This is a genomic window from Bowmanella dokdonensis (genome assembly GCF_017254865.1).
Classification (GTDB): Bacteria; Pseudomonadota; Gammaproteobacteria; order Enterobacterales; family Alteromonadaceae; genus Bowmanella; species Bowmanella dokdonensis.
The window spans coordinates 1-325 of sequence record NZ_JAFKCV010000244.1; the positions used below are offsets into that span (position 1 = coordinate 1).

At 55.1% G+C, this 325-nt stretch carries 1 protein-coding gene; it reads left to right on the top strand.

Translation table 11 applies throughout. The annotated features are described in order from the left end of the window. Positions 1-325: hypothetical protein (locus tag J0A66_RS22410; protein WP_206576034.1), on the top strand; the 325-nt coding region annotated here is incomplete at both ends.

Genomic DNA, 325 nt, shown 5'->3' on the forward strand with positions numbered 1-325 from the left:
CGACACCGCAATGTTGGTGGAAGCGAAGCGTTGGTATCAACAATCGTTGCTGCTGGAGAGCTTTGATTTCAATTCTCTGGGCCAAGCCTTGAACCGTCTGCAAAGAGAGCTAGGCGACGCCGGTGAGCGGGTGCAAAGTAGTAATGGTGTGGCCTTGCCCGAGTTAGCTCAGGCCGTGCAACAGGCGGTGGTGATGGTGGCGGTAAAATTCCAGCGTCAGTTGCAAAGCTTGTTTACCAGTGGGCAGATACCACAGCAGCATACTGCGCTGCAGGAGCGTGTTGCTAAGGCTGGGCCTTATTTCGCTAACGCCTTAGCGCCCTTG